The 14,599-nt window shown below is 70.2% G+C and carries 14 protein-coding genes and 1 pseudogene; 10 read left to right on the forward strand and 5 right to left on the reverse strand.

Annotated elements, in window-relative coordinates:
- Window positions 1-8 precede the first annotated feature (8 nt).
- Window positions 9-479, reverse strand: coding sequence for a hypothetical protein (locus LRF89_RS10390; protein WP_238637037.1), 471 nt, complete (start codon window positions 477-479; stop codon window positions 9-11).
- Between the two features lie 213 nt (window positions 480-692).
- Between LRF89_RS10390 and ilvN the strand changes: the two genes are divergently transcribed.
- From ilvN to rimI, 8 genes and pseudogenes are all read left to right on the forward strand, one after another.
- Entirely contained in the window at window positions 693-1,187 is a 495-nt protein-coding gene (gene ilvN, locus LRF89_RS10395) for an acetolactate synthase small subunit (RefSeq protein WP_011813499.1), read from the forward strand.
- A 48-nt stretch (window positions 1,188-1,235) separates the two neighbouring features.
- Window positions 1,236-2,264 carry a ketol-acid reductoisomerase gene (ilvC, locus tag LRF89_RS10400; protein WP_304119233.1) on the forward strand — a complete coding sequence of 343 codons (1,029 nt, stop codon included), beginning with the start codon at window positions 1,236-1,238 and terminating at the stop codon, window positions 2,262-2,264.
- 61 nt (window positions 2,265-2,325) lie between these two features.
- On the forward strand, window positions 2,326-2,775 hold the full coding sequence (locus tag LRF89_RS10405; protein WP_238637038.1) for a rhodanese-like domain-containing protein: 450 nt from the start codon (window positions 2,326-2,328) through the stop codon (window positions 2,773-2,775).
- Window positions 2,768-3,517 (forward strand): CDP-diacylglycerol--serine O-phosphatidyltransferase, encoded by a 750-nt coding sequence (gene pssA / locus LRF89_RS10410; protein ID WP_238637039.1) that lies wholly within the window; start codon window positions 2,768-2,770, stop codon window positions 3,515-3,517. The genes LRF89_RS10405 and pssA overlap by 8 nt, the downstream gene beginning before the upstream one ends.
- Window positions 3,518-3,791: 274 nt before the next feature.
- Window positions 3,792-5,342: a 2-isopropylmalate synthase gene (locus LRF89_RS10415; RefSeq protein WP_201168970.1), complete on the forward strand. Its 1,551-nt coding sequence runs from the start codon at window positions 3,792-3,794 to the stop codon at window positions 5,340-5,342.
- A gap of 3 nt (window positions 5,343-5,345) precedes the next feature.
- Window positions 5,346-6,236 (forward strand): uracil-DNA glycosylase, encoded by an 891-nt coding sequence (locus LRF89_RS10420; RefSeq protein WP_238637040.1) that lies wholly within the window; start codon window positions 5,346-5,348, stop codon window positions 6,234-6,236.
- A 66-nt stretch (window positions 6,237-6,302) separates the two neighbouring features.
- Window positions 6,303-6,497 (forward strand): annotated as a pseudogene (locus tag LRF89_RS10425) (DUF1640 domain-containing protein); the annotation flags it as partial.
- A 118-nt stretch (window positions 6,498-6,615) separates the two neighbouring features.
- The gene (gene rimI, locus LRF89_RS10430) at window positions 6,616-7,080 is read left to right on the forward strand and encodes a ribosomal protein S18-alanine N-acetyltransferase (RefSeq protein ID WP_238637042.1); all 465 of its coding nucleotides are present in this window, start codon (window positions 6,616-6,618) and stop codon (window positions 7,078-7,080) included.
- On the opposite strand, the gene LRF89_RS10435 is transcribed toward rimI, so the two are convergent.
- From LRF89_RS10435 to LRF89_RS10450, 4 genes are read right to left on the reverse strand one after another with little or no spacing between them, the layout of a single operon-like run.
- Complete coding sequence (locus tag LRF89_RS10435; protein ID WP_238637043.1) at window positions 7,077-9,830, reverse strand: valine--tRNA ligase; 2,754 nt, start codon at window positions 9,828-9,830, stop codon at window positions 7,077-7,079. The genes rimI and LRF89_RS10435 overlap by 4 nt on opposite strands.
- A 14-nt stretch (window positions 9,831-9,844) precedes the next feature.
- The gene (locus LRF89_RS10440; RefSeq protein ID WP_238633789.1) at window positions 9,845-10,348 is read right to left on the reverse strand and encodes a hypothetical protein; all 504 of its coding nucleotides are present in this window, start codon (window positions 10,346-10,348) and stop codon (window positions 9,845-9,847) included.
- Window positions 10,345-10,776 carry a DNA polymerase III subunit chi gene (locus tag LRF89_RS10445; RefSeq protein ID WP_238637044.1) on the reverse strand — a complete coding sequence of 144 codons (432 nt, stop codon included), beginning with the start codon at window positions 10,774-10,776 and terminating at the stop codon, window positions 10,345-10,347. The genes LRF89_RS10440 and LRF89_RS10445 overlap by 4 nt, the downstream gene beginning before the upstream one ends.
- A complete protein-coding gene (locus LRF89_RS10450; RefSeq protein WP_238637045.1) occupies window positions 10,773-12,272 on the reverse strand; it encodes a leucyl aminopeptidase in 1,500 nt (499 codons plus the stop codon). Before LRF89_RS10450 ends, LRF89_RS10445 begins: the two co-directional genes overlap by 4 nt.
- A gap of 138 nt (window positions 12,273-12,410) precedes the next feature.
- Between LRF89_RS10450 and lptF the strand changes: the two genes are divergently transcribed.
- Window positions 12,411-13,511, forward strand: coding sequence for an LPS export ABC transporter permease LptF (gene lptF, locus LRF89_RS10455; RefSeq protein WP_238637046.1), 1,101 nt, complete (start codon window positions 12,411-12,413; stop codon window positions 13,509-13,511).
- Window positions 13,511-14,563: an LPS export ABC transporter permease LptG gene (gene lptG, locus LRF89_RS10460; RefSeq protein WP_238637047.1), complete on the forward strand. Its 1,053-nt coding sequence runs from the start codon at window positions 13,511-13,513 to the stop codon at window positions 14,561-14,563. The genes lptF and lptG overlap by 1 nt, the downstream gene beginning before the upstream one ends.
- Window positions 14,564-14,599: the final 36 nt, after the last annotated feature.

A 14,599-nucleotide genomic window follows, 5' to 3' on the forward strand; every position in this document is an offset into this window, starting at 1 on the left:
GGGTGGTGTCACCAGTCGTACGAGGCGGTGACGGTGACCTCCCACTGATAGCTGCCGGAGGGTGCTTCCTCGTCGGTCTTTGCGGTCACCTCTCCGTCATCCACGTGCACCCCCGTGACGAACTCCTGCCGCGTCCCGGGTACCTTTAGGTCTGCATGATCCTCGGCCCCATCGGGACCTTGTCGGAGCGACTCGTCAAAGGTGATCTCCATGGGGCCTAAACCCTTGACGAGATACCTGAACGCTCCGGAGGCGCTCTCCCCGGCGGTGATGGGGGCCCCTCCGTTGAGTTTCATGTGGGGGTTCGGTTCCTCAATCCCGGCCTGGATGGGTTCCTTGACCGAGATTTCCTGGCTAAAAGAGGCCTGATCCTGCCCCGGCGTCTGGGCCGTAGCTGAGGTTGAAACCAGGCCGATCAGGCACGTCAGCGGGCCGGCGATCCAGAGGTTCCCTGTGTGCCGCATGATCTCTCCCTGCACGCAGGCTTTCGACCCAAAAATTAGCTCGCGCGCGCGAGGGGAGTCAAACCGCGGTCATGGGCGCGTATCGGCGAGATGGTAGGCTGTGCTCTCGTCCGAGGCGGTTGCGGTGGCGGCCGATGGAGAGGTTGGCTGGCCCCTGCTTGACCTCCGCCCCACCGGCCAGTATTTTCCCGCATTTACTCCGCACATTGCGGTCCGGGGGAGAGCTACATGCGGCACATCATCTCGATGCTGGTGGAGAACGAGTCCGGCGCGCTGTCGCGCATCTCGGGCATGTTCACGGCCCGTGGCTACAACATCGAGTGCCTGACGGTCGCCCCCACCGATGACCCGAGCATCTCGCGGCTGACCCTGGTCACCATCGGCGACGATCAGATCATCGAGCAGATCATCAAGCAGCTGAACAAGCTGCTCGATGTGATCAAGGTCGTGGACATGACCGAGGGCAAGCACATCGAGCGCGAGATGATGCTGATCAAGGTCACCGCCGGCGTCGCCGAGCAGCGCGAGGAGTTCAAGCGCCTGACGGACATCTTCCGCGGCCGCATCCTCGACGTCACCGAGAAGATCTATACCATCGAGATGACCGGCACGAGCGACAAGCTCGACGCCTTCATCGAGGCCATCGGCCCGAGCAACATCCTGGAGGTGGTCCGCTCCGGTGTCATCGGCATCAGCCGCGGCGAGCGCCATCTGCGCGTCTAGCGCCGTCCCGTCTCATCTCCGCCCGCCCGGCGGCGGGCGGACTCGCGAATCCGTTCAGGGGGAAACATGAAGGTCTATTACGATCAGGACGCCGATCTTTCGCTGATCACCAGCCGCCGCGTGGCGATCATCGGCTACGGCTCCCAGGGCCATGCCCACGCCAACAACCTCAAGGAGTCCGGCGTCAACGTGGTCGTCGGCCTGCGCCCGGGCTCGGGCTCGGCGGCGAAGGCCCAGGAGGCCGGCCTGGAGGTCGCCTCGGTGGAGGAGGCCACCCAGGGGGCCGACGTGGTGATGATGCTCGTCCCCGACGAGGCGGCGCCGGACATCTACAACCAGCAGGTGGCGCCGAACCTCAAGGACGGCGCGGCGATCGCCTTCGCCCACGGTTTCAACGTCCACTACGGCCAGATCCAGCCGGCGGCCGATCACGATGTGATCATGATCGCCCCCAAGGGCCCCGGCCACACCGTGCGCTCGACCTACGTCGCCGGCGCCGGCGTGCCGTCGCTGATCGCCATCGAGCAGGACGCCAGCGGCCAGGCCAAGGAGATCGCCCTGGCCTACGCCGTGGCCAACGGCGGCGGCCGCTCGGGGATCATCGAGACCTCCTTCCGCGAGGAGACCGAGACCGATCTGTTCGGTGAGCAGACCGTGCTCTGCGGCGGCATCGCCGCGCTGATCGAGGCCGGCTTCGAGACGCTGGTGGAGGCCGGCTACGCCCCCGAGATGGCGTACTTCGAGTGCCTGCACGAGACCAAGCTGATCGTGGATCTGCTCTACGAGGGCGGCCTGGCGAACATGCGCTACTCGGTCTCCAACACCGCCGAGTACGGCGACTTCACCCGCGGCCCGCGGGTCATCAACGAGGAGTCCCGCGAGGCGATGCGCGAGATCCTCGAGGAGATCCAGAACGGCGACTTCGCCAAGGAGTACGTGCTGGAGAACAAGGCCGGCGCGCCGACCCTGCACGCCCGCCGCCGGCTGGCCGCCGAGCACCCCATCGAGGAGGTGGGCGAGCGTCTGCGCGGCATGATGCCGTGGATCGCGGCCAACAAGCTGGTCGACCGCGACTGAGCCAGCGTCCGCGCGTGGGGCGGGCCCGTCGGGCCCGCCCGCCGGTGGCGCCGGGAGCCCCATGACCGAGCTGCTTCACTGGATCGAGCAGGACCCTGTCCGTTTTGTCGCGATCGCCGCCGTGGCGGTGCTCGGCGGGCGGCTGCTCTGGCGTCGCCTGACGCGTCGCTATCGGCCGCTGCCGGTGGCCGAGGCGGTGCGCCAGGTCAACGACGGCGAGACCCTGTTCCTCGATGTGCGGACCGGTCCCGAGGTCCGCGGCGGCGTCCTCCCCGGCGCCGTGCACATCCCCAAGCATCAACTGCGTCGGCGTCTGCAGGAGCTGCGCGGCCACTGCCCGAATGGTGGTCCCGTGGTGGTGTACTGCCATAGCGGCATGCGCTCGGCCGGCGCGGCGCACCTGCTCACCCGGCACGGCTTCGAGCCGGTCTTCAACCTGCAGGGCGGGGTGATGGCCTGGAACGCCGACGGCCTCCCGCTGGATACGGTGCCGGGGGCGCGGCATGAATAAGCGGGTCCGTCGCCGCGGCATCTTCCTGCTGCCGAACCTGTTCACCACGGGGTGCCTGTTCTTCGGCTTCATGGCGGTGATCTCCGCCATCGACGGCGAGTTCGGTCGCGCCGCGGTGGCCGTGCTGGTGGCCATGGTCTTCGACGGCCTCGACGGCCGGGTGGCGCGGCTGACCGGTACGCAGAGCGACTTCGGGGTGCAGTACGACTCCCTGGCCGATATGGTCAGCTTCGGCCTCGCCCCGGCGGCGGTGGCTTTCCTGTGGGCGCTGGGCAACACCGGCGCCGGCACGCCCTGGGATAACGTTGGCTGGCTGGTGGCCTTCCTCTTCGTCGCCGGGGCCGCGCTGCGCCTGGCGCGGTTCAACACCCAGAGCGGGGTGGACGACAAGCGCTACTTCCAGGGGCTGCCCAGTCCGGCGGCGGCCGGGGCGGTGGTCGGTCTGGTTTGGTTCGGCGACCGTATCGGGCTGACCGGGCTTGAGGCCGCCATCCCGGTGGGGGTGGTGGTGGTGCTTGGGGCGGTGCTGATGGTCAGCAACGTCCGTTACGAGAGCTTCAAGGAGCTCGACTTCCGCTACCGGGTGCGGTTCACCTCGGTGGTGGGGCTGGTGCTGGCCATGGCGCTGGTGGCGGTGCACCCGCCGACGGCGATCTGTCTGGGCTTTTTGATCTACATGTTCTCCGGCCCGGTGCTGACCGTGCTGCGGCTGCGCCGGCGGCGCCGCCACCGGCGCGCCTGAACGCTTGCCCGGGCGGCGCTGCGGCGATATATTCGAAGGCATCATGAATACCTGCCCGGCCAATCCCGCGCCCCACGTCCGCTGGCTTCGCTGCAGCGGCGCCGGCGGCGTGCGGCTGCTTAGCAACGCCCGCCTGCGCGGCGGGGATCGACTGCCGGCCTGACGGCCGGCTCGAATCCTTCCCCACGACCGTTTCTGCACGGGTGCCCGCGGCGGCGCCGTGAACGTATTCCATTCGGCGGCGTAGGCCGCCACGACACAGGGCTGAGCAGCCATGGGTGCAAGCGACCATCTCTACATCTTCGATACCACGCTGCGCGACGGGGAGCAGAGCCCCGGCGCCTCCATGACCCGCGAGGAGAAGGTGCGCATCGCCAAGGGGCTTGAGCGCATGCGCGTCGACGTCCTCGAGGCCGGCTTCCCGGCGGCGAGCAGCGGCGACTTCGAGAGCGTCCGGGCCGTGGCCGAGGCCATCAAGGAGAGCCGGGTCTGCGCCCTGGCCCGGGCCCGGGATCCCGATATCCACGCCGCCGGCGAGGCCCTGGCCCAGGCCGAGGCCGGGCGCATCCACACCTTCATCGCCACCTCGCCGATCCACATGCAGAACAAGCTGCACATGACCCCGGATCAGGTGGTGGATGCGGCGGTGCACGCGGTGAGTCTGGCCCGGCAGCTGTGCGACGACGTGGAGTTCTCGCCGGAGGACGCCGGGCGCTCCGAGCACGATTTCCTCTGCCGGATCATCGAGGCGGCCATCGACGCCGGCGCGCGGACGATCAACATCCCGGATACGGTGGGCTACAACCTGCCGGAGCAGTTCGGCGGGCTGATCCGCACCCTGCGCGAGCGCATCCCCAACTCGGACAAGGCGGTCTTCTCGGTGCACTGCCACAACGACCTGGGCGTGGCGGTGGCCAATTCCCTGGCCGCGGTCCAGGCCGGGGCGCGGCAGGTGGAGTGCACCATCAATGGTCTGGGCGAGCGCGCCGGCAACGCCGCGCTCGAGGAGGTGGTCATGGCGGTCAAGACCCGCCAGGACGTCTTCTCCTGCTCGACGCGGATCAACGCGCGCGAGATCGTGCCCACGTCGAAGCTGGTGGCCAACATCACCGGCTTCCACGTGCAGCCGAACAAGGCCATCGTCGGCGTCAACGCCTTCGCCCACGAGTCCGGCATTCACCAGGACGGCGTGCTCAAGCACCGCGAGACCTACGAGATCATGCGCGCCGAGGACGTCGGCTGGCACACCAACCGCATGGTCCTGGGCAAGCACTCCGGCCGCAACGCCTTCCGCTCGCGGCTCGAAGAGCTGGACATCCACCTCGACTCCGAGGAGCAGCTCAACGAGGCCTTCGCGCGCTTCAAGACGCTGGCCGACAAGAAGCACGAGATCTTCGACGAGGACCTGCAGGCGCTGGTCACCGAGGCCGGCGCGGCGCTGGAGAACGAGCGTATCCGGCTGCTCTCGCTGCACGTCTGCTCCGAGACCGGCGAGCAGCCGGAGGCCACCGTCTCGCTGCTGATCGACGGCGAGGAGCGCCAGGCCGTGGCCCCGGGCAGCGGTGCGGTGGATGCGGCGTTCATGGCGGTGGACTCGCTGGTGCAGTCGGGCACCGAGCTGCTGCTCTACTCGGTGAACAACATCACCTCCGGCACCGACTCCCAGGGTGAGGTCACCGTGCGGCTGGAGCGCGGCGGCCGCGTGGCCAACGGCCAGGGCGCCGATGTGGACATCGTCATCGCCTCGGCGAAGGCGTACATCAACGCCCTGAACAAGCTCCTCGCCTCGCCGGATCGGCGCCACCCACAGGCCGCGGACGTCTAGGGCGTGGATACCCGGCGGCTCAGCTACCTGCGCCGGCTGGGGGTGGACTGCTACATCCCCCGCGACGCCGCCGTGCTAGAGCCGGAGGCGCCGTTGGCGTCGACTGCCGCCGGCGCCGCCGGTGACGGCCCGGCGCGGACGGCGGTCGACGGCCATCCGCCGGAGCGTGGTGCCGCAGAGAGTGCGGTGCCGGCGACGTCCGATGCCTCCGCCACCGCGACCCCCGAGGACAAGACGGGCGGGCAGGCTGCCGCCGCACCGGAGCCGGTTGCCCCCGCGGCGCCGGCCGATCCGAGCAACGACTGCGACGGCCTCGACTGGGACGCCCTGGCGGCGCGGGTGGCCGGGTGTCAGGCCTGCAAGCTCTGCGAGGGGCGCACGCAGACAGTCTTCGGGGTTGGTGACCGGCAGGCGGATCTGGTGATCATCGGCGAGGGGCCCGGTGCGGAGGAGGATCGTCAGGGTGAGCCCTTCGTCGGCCGCGCCGGGCAGCTCCTTGATGCCATGCTCGCCGCCATCGATCGCGGCCGCGACCGCGGCGGGGTCTACATCGGCAACATCGTCAAGTGCCGGCCGCCGGGCAATCGCGATCCGCGGCCCGACGAGGTGGCCGCCTGCACCCCCTACCTGCGCCGGCAGCTCGAGCTCCTGGAGCCGAAGGCCATCGTCGCCCTCGGGCGGGTGGCAGCACAGCAGTTGCTGGAAACGAAAGCACCGCTGGCCAAGCTGCGCGGGCAGCTCCACCATTACGGCGAGCAGTCGATCCCGGTCTGGGTGACCTACCACCCGGCCTACCTGCTGCGCTCCCCCGGTGAGAAGGCCAAGGTGTGGCAGGATCTCAAGCGGATCCGCGCGCTGGTGGAGAACGACTCGGTGCCCAAGCAGGTGGGATAGAGCGGCGGCCGATGCCCAGGGCCTACCGCGTTGCCGTCGGATCTCGCTGGTGCTAGCGTCGAAGGCATGACTTCCGTTGTCGAACTCTACGAGCAGCTGGCCTCCGCGCCTGACGATAAAACGCGCGCGCGTCTGATTGCGGAGGCGTTCGAGCGTATGGAGGAGCGCTATCCGGAGGTCAAGGACCTGGCGACACAGACGCACCTGCGCGAGACGGAACTGCGGTTGCAAAAGGAGATCGAGCAGCTGCGCGCCAGCGTCCTGCGTTGGCTGGTCGGTCTACTTGCCGGGCAGACGGCCGTGATCCTGGCGGCGATCTTCGCGATCGTACGGATGCAGTAGTGCTTCCGGGGCTGCCCATAACAAGCAAGAAACAGCCATGGCGGATTCAATCGGCAAACCCCGGCCGATGACCTACGAGGATCTTCGTACTGTGCTCGCCATCGAGCAGCGCTCGGTGGCCTATCCCTGGAGCGGACGCATCTTCCGCGACTGCATGGCGGCCGGCTACGGCTGTTTCGTCCAGGCGCACGGGCGCGAGCTCCTCGGCTACCTGGTGGTCAGCTGCGCCGGCGGCGAGGGGAGCATCCTCAATATCTGCGTCGACCCCGACTGGCGGCGCCAGGGCATCGCCGCTCATCTGCTGCGCGTGGCCGTCGAGCGCGCCGAGGTGATGCAGGCCGAGAACCTCTTCCTGGAGGTGCGACCCTCCAACACCGCGGCGATCGCCCTCTACGAGCGCCACGGCTTCCATGAGGTGGGCCGGCGGCCGGACTACTATCCGGCCCCCTCCGGCCGTGAGGATGCGCTGATCATGGCCAGGGCGGTGACGCCCCCGTTCTAGAGCGCCTCCACCCGCCGCTCCTGCTCGGCGACCTTCTCCAGCGCCTGCTGCGCCTCGGTGAGCTTCGCCCGCTCCTTGTCCACCACCTCGGCCGGGGCCTTGGCGACGAAGCTCTCGTTGCCGAGTTTCTTCTCGGCGCGCTCGATCTCCCCCTCGAGCCGGGCGCGCTCCTTGGCCAGGCGGGCGAGTTCGGCGTCCTTGTCCACCAGCCCGGCCATGGGCACCAGGACCTCCATCTCGCCGGCCAGGGCGAGGGCCGACTCCGGCGGCTGCTCGTCGGCCTCGAGGACGCGGATCGACTCGAGCCGGGCCAGGGTGGTGACGAATCCCTCGTGCTCGGCCAGGCGGGCCCGGTCGCGCTCGCCGGCGTGGCGCAGCAGCACCGGCACCGGCCGGCTCGGTGAGATGTCCATCTCGCCGCGGATCCGCCGCACGCCGAGGATCACCCGCTGCACCCAGTCGATCTCCGCCTCGGCGGTCTCATCGCGCCGCTCGGCCAGCGGGGTCGGGTAGGGCTGGCGCATGATGGTCTCACCGGTGACGCCGGCCACCGGGGCGACGCGCTGCCAGATCGCCTCGGTGATGAAGGGCATCAGCGGATGGGTCAGGCGCAGCAGCTCCTCGAGGACCTGGATCAGCGTCTGGCGGGTGCCGCGGGCCTGGGCCTCGGTGCCCTCGCGCAGGGCCGGCTTGGAGAGCTCCAGATACCAGTCGCAGTACTCGTCCCAGGTGAACTCGTAGATCGCCTGCGCGGCCTGGTCCAGGCGGTAGTCGGCAAAGGCCTGACGGACCTCGGCGACGGTGCGATCGAGCCGCGAGCGGATCCAGCGCTCGGCCGCGCCCAGCTCCAACGGCCCGCCGCTGCCGCAGTCGGCACCCTCGGTGTTCATCAGCACGTAGCGGGCGGCGTTCCAGAGCTTGTTGCAGAAGTTGCGGTAGCCCTCCACGCGGCCGAGGTCGAAGACGACGTCGCGCCCGGTGGTCGCCAGCGAGGCGAAGGTAAAGCGCAGGGCGTCGGTGCCGTGGGCCTTGATGCCCTCCGGGTAGTGGCGGCGGGTCATCTGCTCGATGCGCTCGGCCAGCTGTGGCTGCATCATGTCGGCGGTGCGCTTGGCCACCAGCGATTCCAGGTCGATGCCGTCGACGATGTCCAGCGGGTCGAGGACGTTGCCCTTGGACTTGGACATCTTCTGCCCTTCCGGATCGCGGACCAGGCCGTGGATGTAGACCTCGCGGAAGGGGACGTCGCCCATGAAGTGCAGCCCGAACATGATCATCCGGGCCACCCAGAAGAAGATGATGTCGAAGCCGGTGACCAGCACCGAGGTCGGATAGAAGGTGCGCAGTGCCTCGGTCTCCTGCGGCCAGCCCAGGGTCGAGAAGGGCCACAGGGCGGAGGAGAACCAGGTGTCGAGGACGTCCTCGTCGCGGGTGAGCACCGCGTCGCCCAGGCCGTGGCGCTCGCGGACCTCGGCCTCGGAGCGGCCGACGTACACGCGGCCCTGCTCGTCGTACCAGGCCGGGATGCGGTGGCCCCACCAGATCTGCCGCGAGATGCACCAGTCCTCGATGTTGCGCAGCCACTCGTAGTAGGTCTTGTCCCAGTTGCCGGGGATGAAGCGGATGCGCCCGTCTTCGACGGCCTGGATGGCCGGGCGGGCGAGGGGCTCGGCGCGCACGAACCACTGCCAGGTCAGGTACGGCTCGATGACTGCCCCGCTGCGGTCGCCCCGGGGGACCATCAGCTTATGGTCCTCGACCTGCTGGAGCAGGCCTTCGGCGCGCAGGTCCTCGACCACCCGCTCGCGCGCCTCGTAGCGATCCAGGCCCTGATAGCGCTCCGGGGCGTTGTCGTTGATGCGCGCATCCTCGGTCAGGACGTTGATCCGCGCCAGGCCGTGGCGCTCGCCGACGGCGAAGTCGTTGAAATCGTGGGCTGGGGTGATCTTCAGGCAGCCGCTGCCGAAGCTCGGGTCGACGTAGTCGTCGCCGATGATCGGGATCTCGCGGCCGACCAGGGGCAGGCGCACGCTCTTGCCGATCAAGTGGGTGTAGCGCTCGTCCTCCGGATTCACCGCCACGGCGGTGTCGCCGAGCATGGTCTCCGGGCGGGTGGTGGCCACCACCACGGAGTCGCTGCCGTCGGCGAGGGGGTAGACCATGTGCCAGATGTGGCCCTGCTCCTCGGCGGAGACCACCTCCAGATCCGAGACGGCGGTGTGCAGCACCGGGTCCCAGTTGACCAGGCGCTCGCCGCGGTAAAGCAGGTCCTCCTCGTAGAGGCGGACGAAGACCTCGGTGACCGCCTCGGAGAGGCCCTCATCCATGGTGAACCGCTCGCGGCTCCAGTCCACGGAGGCGCCCATGCGGCGCAGCTGGTTCTGGATGGTGCCGCCGGACTCCGCCTTCCACTGCCAGACGCGCTCCAGGAATGGTTCGCGGCCCAGGTCGTGGCGGCTCAGCCCCTCGGCCTCAAGCTGGCGCTCGACGACCATCTGCGTGGCGATCCCGGCGTGGTCGGTGCCCGGCTGCCAGAGGGTGTTGTGGCCCTCCATGCGGTGGTAGCGCACCAGGGCGTCCATCACTGTGTCCTGGAAGGCGTGCCCCATGTGCAGGGTGCCGGTGACGTTCGGCGGCGGGATCATGATGCAGTACGGGCTGCCCTCGCCGGAGGGGGCGAAGTGTCCGCCCTGCTCCCAGAGCTCGTAGAGTCGGGACTCGATTGCGCTCGGGTCGTACGTCTTCTCCATCGGGGCCTCGATCCTCAGCGATTCGGTGCGGGTTGGTTCGTGTTCGGATATTCGGAGTCGTCCGCTCCGGGGGTGGTGCCCCCGGAGCCGCCGCTCGGCTCCTCCGGCGGCTGCTGGCGGCGGCTGGCCGCCACGGCGTCGATCAGCGCATCGTCCACCGCCTTGCGGATGGGCGCCTCGGCCTCGCGCAGGGCGTCGGGCAGGCGGCGCTCGAGTTCACTGCGCAGGTGCCGGGCCAGCTCCCGGGTGGCGTGGCGCTCGATATCGGCGCGCTGCGCCGCGGTTAGGGGGGACGCCGCTCCGGCCGGCGGCGCTTGCGCGGCATCATGCGCCGTTGAGGGCTCGGAGGCGGCGGGCGCTGCTGCCGCCTCCGCGAAGGGCGGCTGCGGCTGCTCCCCGGGGGCGTCGCCGTCGGCCTCGGGACGCAGCCACGGGCCGTCGTTGGCGCGCACCTGCTCGCCGGGGACGACGACGTCGTAGAGCAGCGGCGGTTGCGGCTCGTCGTTGGACGGGTTCATCGGCGCCCCTCCTCGATGCGGTGGGTGTGCGGCTCGCAGCCGGCCTCCTTGTAGAGGCGGTAGCGCTGGCGGCTGGCGCGCAGGACCGCCTCGCGCTGGTCGACCACCTCGGCCACGCGCCGGCGCTCCCGCCAGGTGGCCGGGGTGTGCTCGGTGAGGTTGACCAGCACGGCGTCGTCGGCGGCGTGCTCGTCGCGGCCCACCACCACCGGTTCGCCGTCGCGGGCGGCGAGGGTGGCGTGGGGGACGAAGCTGCCCTGGCGGAAGGTCCACAGCAGGGCGTCGAGCCGCTCGCTCTGTTCGTCGTCCTCGGTGAGCAGCAGCACGCCGTAGCCGTTTTCGTACGCCTTCTCGGCGAGCCGGCAGGCGAAGCGCTCGCGCAGCGCCGCACCGGGACCGCCGAGGATGTAGAAGTCGACCCGGCTCACAGGGTCCAGCCGGCACGGCCGGCGAGGAAGTGAGTGAGCAGCGGGACCGGACGGCCGGTGGCGCCCTTGTGCTCACCGCTTTTCCAGGCCGTGCCGGCAATGTCCAGGTGCGCCCAGCGCAGTCCGCGGGCGAAGCGCTGCAGGAAGCAGCCGGCGGTGATGGTGCCCGCCGGCTGCCCGCCGATGTTGGCCACGTCGGCGAAGGGCGAGCGCAGCTGCTCGTCGTACTCCTCGTCCAGGGGCAGCTCCCAGCCGCGGTCGGCAGCGCGCTCGCCGGCCTGCAGCAGGTCACGCACCAGCCCCGGGGCGTTGCCCATCACCGCGTGGCGATGGTGGCCGAGTCCGACGATGGCCGCGCCGGTGAGGGTGGCCACGTCGACCACCTCGCTCGGCTCCAGGCGCCGGGTGTAGGCCAGGCCGTCGGCCAGCACCAGGCGGCCCTCGGCGTCGGTGTTGAGCACCTCGATGCGCTGGCCGTCCAGGCTGTCGATGATGTCCCCGGGGCGCGTGGCGCGGCCGTCGGGCATGTTCTCGGTGGCCGGGATGATGGCCACCAGATTGAGCGGCAGCTGCGCTTCGGCGGCGGCGTGGACGGCGCCGAAGACGGCGGCGGCGCCGGACATGTCGTACTTCATCTCGTCCATGCTCGCCGACGGCTTGATGGAGATGCCGCCGCTGTCGAAGGTGATGCCCTTGCCGACCAGCGCCACCGGCGCCTGATCGTCGGCGCCGCCGCGGTAATGGATCACGATCAGCCGGGGCGGCGTCTCGGCGCCCCGGGCCACGGCCATCAGGGCCGCCAGGCCCTGCTCTTCGAGCTGTGCCGGGCCAAGGACTTCCGCGTGGACGCTGTCAAAGCGCTCGGCCAGTGCCTCGGCCTGCTCGCCCAGATAGCCGGGGGTGCAGATGTTCGCCGGGGTGTTGCCCAGGTCGCGGGTGAAGTTGGCGCCGCGTCCGGCGGCCTGGCCCAGCGTCAGGGCCGGCTGGGCGCGACGCAGATCGGCGCGGCGCGGCACGGCCAGTGTGGCTTGGCGCAGCGGGCGGCGCGGCGGGCGCGGGTCGCTCTTGTAGGCGTCGAAGCGGTAGAGCGTGGTCTCGAGCAGCTCGGCCGCGGTGGCCACGCGCCAGGCCACGTCGCGGCCGCGGACCGGCAGCTCGGGCAAGAACAGGGTCGCCTCGCCGGTGCCGGCCTGCTCCAGCGCGCGGGCGGCGGCGGCGACGGCTTTGCGGTAGGTGCGCTCGCTGAAGTCGCGCGCGCGCCCGCAGCCGACGAGCAGCACGCGGTCGGTGCGCACCCCGGGGCAGTCGGGCAGCAGCAGGGTTTGCCCGGCCTCGCCGTCGAGATCCCCCCGGCGCAGCAGATGGCTGATGTAGCCGTCGCTGGCGGTATCCACCGCCCGCGCCGCCTCGCTCATCCGTCGGCGCTCGTAGACGCCCACTACCACGCACGCCGTGCGTTGCCGTGCCGGATCGCCGCTTTTGGTCCTGAGCTCCATGGAAGTCTCCCGTGCCCTCGTCACCGCGCGCTGGCTCGGTTATGCTCGGCCGCGCTGCGTCGGTTGCCTTGCGCAGACGCACAGTCTACGGAATCGTGTAGCTTTTTTGCAGCGCACGCCGGGATGGGGCCGTCACCCTTGGATCTGACCATCATCGATCGCTATCTGGTCCGCGAGGCGGCCTGGGCGGCGCTGGCCGTGCTCGCCGTACTCTTCGCGGTCCTGTCGGCGAACCAGCTCATCGACTACCTGGCCGATGCCGCCGGTGGGGATCTGCCCGGCGAGGCGGTGGCCGTGCTCATGGGCCTGCAGATCCTGCGCTATCTGGGTGTGGTGATCCCGGCGGCGCTGTTCCTCGGCATCGTCCTGGCGCTGGGCCGGCTCTACCGCGACAGCGAGCTGCCCGTGCTCGCCGCCTGCGGCGTGGGCCCCGGGCGGCAGATGCGCGGCCTGCTCCTGTTGGCCGTGCCGGTGGCGCTGGCCGTGGGGGGGCTGTCCACCGTGGCGGCACCGTGGGCCTCGCACACCGCTGATGTCTACGCCGAACAGGCGGCACGCACCGCGGATCTCGGTGCGTTGCAGGCCGGCCGGTTCATCGGCGGCGGTGACGCCGGCACGGTCTACGCCAGCCGTACCGAGGGCGACGGCGTGCTGCGCGAGGTCTTCGCCCACGCCCGCGATGGCGAGCTGGAGACCGTCATCCGCGCTGACCGGGGCCGGCAGCTGATCGACCCGGAGACGGGGCAGCGTTTCTTCGTCTTTGAGGACGGGTACCGTTACGACGGTCATCCGGGGCAGCTGGACTGGCGGGTGACGGCTTTCGATCGCCACGGGCTGTTGATCGACACCCGCACGCCGCGGGAGGTGAGCCGCGACCGCGAGGGCACGCCGATGGGTGAGCTGTGGGCCGCCGGCGGGTTGCAGGACCGGGCCGAGATCGAGTGGCGGCTTTCCATGCCGGTGATGGTGGTGGTGCTGAGCCTGCTGGCGGTGCCGCTGGCTAAGGCCGAGCCCCGCGATGGCCGCTACGGCAAGTTGCTCAGCGCGGTGCTGGTCTTCGTCGCCTATTTCCAGCTGCTGAGCAGCGGACGCGAGTGGCTGGAGGCGGGTATCGTGCCGGCCCCCCTGGGGCTGTGGTGGGTCCACGTCCTGGCTGGGGTGGCCGTGGTGCTCTGGACCCGCCGGCGCTTCGGCGCTGGGCCGGGTTGGCTGCGGTCGGCGGCCCGGGGGCGTGGCTGATGCGCATCCTCACCGGTTACCTGGCGCGGACGGTTATCGCGGCGTCCTTGGTTGCCCTGGCCGCCATCCTCGCTCTGGATTTTGTCTTTAGCATGGTCGACGGGGTCGCCGACGACGACCTGGATACCCCCACCACGCTGCTCAAGGCCCTGCTCGAGGCGCCGGCGCTGGCCTACGAGGCCTTCCCCTTCGCAACGCTCATCGGCGCCCTGATGGGTCTGGGTGCCCTGGCCGCCCGGCAGGAGCTGACTGCCATGCGCGCCGCCGGGGTCTCGGTGGTGCAGATCGCCGGTGCGGTGCTGGTTGGTGGGGTGATCCTGGCCCTGTTGGCGACGGCGGTGGGCGAGTTGGTGGTGCCGCCGGCCGAGCGGCAGGCCGCGGCGGTGCGCGGGCTGTCCGAGGCCGACGAGCTGCGCACCGGACCGGACGGGGCGCTGTGGGCCCGGGATGGGCGGGATTTCCTGCGCGCCGAGCGGCCGCGCTCGGCGTCCCACCTGGAGTCGGTGACGCTCTTCCGCTTCGTCGAGGGGCGTCTGACCGAGCGGATCGATGCCGAGGGCGCCCACTACCACGACGGACAGTGGCGGCTCGAGGACGTGGTCAAGACGGTCTACGGCGAGCATCAGCTGGAGCGCCGGGAGCTGGCGCAGTGGTCGTGGGAGGGGGCGCTGAGCCCGGAGGTGCTCGCCGTGGTGGTGGCGGATCCCTCGACGCTGCCGGTGCCGGAGCTGTGGACGTACATCCGCTATCTGGAGGCCAATGAACTCGACAGCGGGCCGTATCGGTTGGCGCTTTGGGAGAAGGTGGCGACGCCGCTGGCGACGTTGGCGATGTTGCTGGTGACCATTCCGCTGGTATTCACGGCGGTACGTTCGTCGGGGGCGGGGCAGCGGATTGTCATTGGTGTGCTGGTGGGGGTGGCGTTCTTCTTGCTCAATCGGGCGCTGGGGCAGGCGGGGGTGGTTTATGGGGTGCCGCCGTCGCTTTCGGCGCTGTTGCCGGTGTTGGCCTTTGCGGCGCTGGGGCTGTGGGGAACGCTGCGGGTTCGTTAGCGGGTGGCCGTTTGGTGCCCGCGCGCTTGGTGCCCC

The organism is Halorhodospira sp. 9621 (assembly GCF_022228055.1).
Classification (GTDB): Bacteria; Pseudomonadota; Gammaproteobacteria; order Nitrococcales; family Halorhodospiraceae; genus Halorhodospira; species Halorhodospira halophila_A.

Coding starts and splice junctions, on each gene's coding strand:
- ilvN (WP_011813499.1), top strand. CDS start 693: ATGCGGCACATCATCTCGATGCTGGTGGAGAACGAGTCCGGCGCGCTG.
- LRF89_RS10405 (WP_238637038.1), top strand. CDS start 2,326: ATGACCGAGCTGCTTCACTGGATCGAGCAGGACCCTGTCCGTTTTGTC.
- pssA (WP_238637039.1), top strand. CDS start 2,768: ATGAATAAGCGGGTCCGTCGCCGCGGCATCTTCCTGCTGCCGAACCTG.
- LRF89_RS10415 (WP_201168970.1), top strand. CDS start 3,792: ATGGGTGCAAGCGACCATCTCTACATCTTCGATACCACGCTGCGCGAC.
- rimI (WP_238637042.1), top strand. CDS start 6,616: ATGGCGGATTCAATCGGCAAACCCCGGCCGATGACCTACGAGGATCTT.
- LRF89_RS10435 (WP_238637043.1), bottom strand. CDS start 9,830: ATGGAGAAGACGTACGACCCGAGCGCAATCGAGTCCCGACTCTACGAG.
- LRF89_RS10440 (WP_238633789.1), bottom strand. CDS start 10,348: ATGAACCCGTCCAACGACGAGCCGCAACCGCCGCTGCTCTACGACGTC.
- LRF89_RS10450 (WP_238637045.1), bottom strand. CDS start 12,272: ATGGAGCTCAGGACCAAAAGCGGCGATCCGGCACGGCAACGCACGGCG.
- lptG (WP_238637047.1), top strand. CDS start 13,511: ATGCGCATCCTCACCGGTTACCTGGCGCGGACGGTTATCGCGGCGTCC.